The organism is Pseudorhodobacter sp., assembly GCF_030452865.1.
In the GTDB taxonomy this organism is placed as follows: Bacteria; Pseudomonadota; Alphaproteobacteria; order Rhodobacterales; family Rhodobacteraceae; genus Pseudorhodobacter.
In genome coordinates this window covers 1-2,740 of the sequence record NZ_JAKDLJ010000445.1, presented here as the reverse complement: position 1 = coordinate 2,740, position 2,740 = coordinate 1, and the positions used below count along the sequence as shown (strand labels likewise).

The 2,740-nt window shown below is 60.5% G+C and carries 4 protein-coding genes; all 4 read right to left on the bottom strand.

Annotated elements, in window-relative coordinates:
* Nucleotides 1-1,265, bottom strand: a 1,265-nt coding sequence (locus L0H65_RS17815) for an HAD-IC family P-type ATPase (RefSeq protein ID WP_301460556.1), incomplete at its 3' end; no start/stop codon positions are given.
* 94 nt (nt 1,266-1,359) lie between these two features.
* Nucleotides 1,360-2,031 (bottom strand): TVP38/TMEM64 family protein, encoded by a 672-nt coding sequence (locus L0H65_RS17810; RefSeq protein WP_301460555.1) that lies wholly within the window; start codon nt 2,029-2,031, stop codon nt 1,360-1,362.
* A 1-nt stretch (nt 2,032) separates the two neighbouring features.
* Complete coding sequence (locus tag L0H65_RS17805; RefSeq protein WP_301460554.1) at nt 2,033-2,419, bottom strand: DUF302 domain-containing protein; 387 nt, start codon at nt 2,417-2,419, stop codon at nt 2,033-2,035.
* A 66-nt stretch (nt 2,420-2,485) separates the two neighbouring features.
* Nucleotides 2,486-2,740 (bottom strand): DUF305 domain-containing protein (locus L0H65_RS17800; protein WP_301460553.1); only part of this gene is annotated, 255 nt, incomplete at its 5' end.

The window sequence follows — 2,740 nt, the reverse complement described above, 5'->3', positions numbered from 1 at the left end:
GGGCAGGCGATGATCAACACCGAGACCGCCGAGGCGATGGCAAAGACCAGAACAGGTTCGGGTCCGAAGATCATCCACACGATGAACGCGAAGATCGAGACCGCCACCACGGTCGGCACGAAGATTGCGGAAACCCGGTCGGCCATTCCCTGAATCGGTGCGCGCGAGCGGCGCGCATTCGACACCATGGCCACGATCTGCGCCAGCACGGTGTCGGCGCCAACCTTACCGGCCTCAATCACCAGGCTGCCGTTATGGTTGATCGTCGCCCCGGTCACTTCGTCGCCCGGCCCCTTTTCCACCGGCATCGACTCGCCGGTCAGCATGCTTTCGTCCAGGGAGGATCGCCCCTCGATCACTACGCCATCCACCGGCACCGCATCGCCGGGGCGCACCCGCAGCCGGTCGCCTTCCATGATGTTTTCCAAAGGTGCGTCGTATTCCGTGCCATCCGGCAGGATCCGTCGCGCGGTCTTGGGGGCCAGGTCGAGAAGCGCACGGATCGCGTCACCGGTGCGTTCGCGCGCGCGCAGCTCCAGCACCTGGCCGAAAAAGACCAGTGCTACGATCACCACCGACGCCTCGAAATAGGTGCCGACGCCGTGACCCATTCGGTAGGCTTCGGGGAAAAGATCGGGCAGGAACACCGCGAAGAGCGAGTAGATATAAGCAGCCGCCACGCCGAGCGAGATCAGCGTCCACATATTGGGGGAGCGGTTCATAACCGAGTCCCAGCCGCGTTTGAAGAATGGTAGCGCTGCCCAAAGGACGATTGGCGTCGCCAGAAGAAATTCGAGATAGCCCGCCGTCTGATGCCCGATCCAGTCCCGGATCGGCAGACCCACCATGGGCCCCATCGTCAGCACGATCAGCGGCACCGCTGCCGCCGCCGAGACCCACATCCGGCGCGTGAAATCCGTCAGCTCATGGCTGGGCTCATCCGAAGGCAGCATCGGTTCCAACGCCATGCCGCAGATCGGGCAGGCCCCCGGCGCATCACGGACGATCTCGGGGTGCATCGGACAGGTGTATTGAACGTTCGCCGCTACAGCTTTCTTGCGCCCCGCGGCTCGACCCGAGGCATAGAACCACGGATCGCCCTTGAACTTGGTCTGGCATTTCTCGGAACAGAAGTGAAAGGTCTTGTCTCCGAACTCGGCGTGCCGCGTGTCGGGCTTGATCGCAACCGTCATCCCGCAAACGGGATCTTTGGCCGTTTCACCAGTCGAACTGTCGGATTTTGCGTGCTGATGATCGTGTTCCATGTCCTGCCAACTTTCTTATGATTTGTTTCGTCCTGAGGTATCCAGTGACTGGAAGCTCAAGCTGTTTTAGTTTTCCCCTTATAGCCCTCAGCTATCAGGTTGGTTTTTTGCCCTTGGGCCTGATCGCGATCCAGAGCAGAGGCAATCCGGTGACAAGGCCAAGGCCGAGAACCGTCCATGTGGCTTGGCTCATGTCTCCACTGGCCGCCTCGATGCCAACATGGGCAAGCAGGAAGCTCGCAGGTATGATTCCAGCCAGTGTTGCCAACGCAAACCGCCAGCCATGCAGGCAACTCAGGCCTGCCGCATAGCTGATCATGTCGAAGGATACGAAAGGCATCAGTCGGCTGATAAACACGGTCCCAGTCAGAGCATTCTGCGATCCAAGCAGCCCGGCATCCACCGACGTGCCGAACACGTGTTTGAGCGCATCGCGCCCGAGTACCCGCGCAAGTCCGAAGGCGATCAACGCGCCGAGTTCTGCCCCAATCACGACATAGACAGTACCCCAGACATGCCCGTAGGCCGCACCAGCGGCCAGAGCGATCGGCGCGCTTGGGATCGGACTGGCGACCACGGCCACGGTCATGAGGCCAATGATCAGCAGGGGGCCCCAGATGCCCGCTTGCGCCATCAATGTTTCAAGCGCCTCGCGTTTCATCAGGTGCATGACATCAACCAGGATTGCAGGCGCAAACCACCATACCCCGAGCAGGACAAGGCCAAGGCCTGCCATCGCTGCCAGAATACCGGTGCGCAAGCTCATCTCAAATCGCGGCCACGGCTTCCGCCAGCAGGTCTCGCACCTGACCGGCGACAGCATGCAACGCAGCATTGTCGATGGCTTGCATCGAGGCCACGGGATCAATCGCGCTGACCTCGATCCCGCCATCGACCTCACGCAGGATCACATTGCAAGGCAACATCGCACCCAAGCGCGGCTCCATTCCGATGGCCTGATGCGCCATCTTCGGGTTGCACGCACCGAGAATGCGGTAAGCTGGCATGTCGACATCCAGCTTTTTCTTCATCGTCGCTTTGACGTCGATCTCGGTAAGAATGCCAAAACCCTTGTCGCCCAGTGCAGCCCGGGTGCGCGCGTCAACGGCGTCAAAACCGGCGTCCGCTATCAGGCGGTTGATTGTATAAGCCATTGTATTTCCTTTTCTGTTCATGATTTCTATTCCAGCCGCGACGTCTACTTTCAGCCAACTGTAGCGTCATTCGACTTCCGCTCGGGGTGTGCCCGCAGGTGCCTCGCCGTTCGCCTCGATATCCGCGATGTAAAGCTTCATTTCCGCGATCTCGGCCAGTTGCGCTTCGATGATTGCATCTGCCAGTGCCCGGACCCTCGGGTCCGAGATATTGGCCCGCTCGCTGGTCAGGATGGCAATGGAATGGTGCGGGATCATCGCCCGCATCCAAGCGAGGTCGTCGATCGTCTCCTGGCTTCGAACGAGCCAGAGTGACAAGGC